Raw genomic sequence first — 451 nt, forward strand, 5'->3', positions numbered from 1 at the left:
AAATTTTATTGTTGAAAATTAATTAAAGACAGGGGTTCTCTAGGATAATCCTAAGTATAAATAATATTGTAAGTCGGTTTGACAACTCCACTAGAGTACTGTTTCATGTCCACTAACTTTAAGTTAAGACGTGGCTTTACGCTTCCGAATAGAGAAATACCTTCACCGACTATAATTGGATTAACTTTCAGCACCAATTGATCAATGAGTTTATGTTTAATCAACGACCCAGCTAATTCTCCGCCTCCACATAGCCAAATTTTACCCTTCCCTTGCTGTTTGAGATTCTTAATAAATCCTATAGCATCACCTTTGATAAGTTCGACCTCTTCGTTTGACTCAAACTGCATGGAGTTTGAAAATATGTAATGTTTTATGCCCTTATAGCCAGGTTCACCTGGTTTAGCACCGAATTGAAATCCAAACTCATATGTTTTTCTACCCATCAATA

The 451-nt window shown here is 35.7% G+C and carries 1 protein-coding gene; it reads right to left on the reverse strand.

What is annotated here, in order from left to right:
- Positions 1-50 precede the first annotated feature (50 nt).
- Positions 51-451 (reverse strand): dihydrofolate reductase family protein (locus MR076_RS26045; RefSeq protein WP_242225432.1); only part of this gene is annotated, 401 nt, incomplete at its 5' end.

Source organism: Bacillus cereus group sp. BfR-BA-01380, from assembly GCF_022663535.1.
GTDB classification, from domain to species: Bacteria; Bacillota; Bacilli; order Bacillales; family Bacillaceae_G; genus Bacillus_A; species Bacillus_A cereus_BB.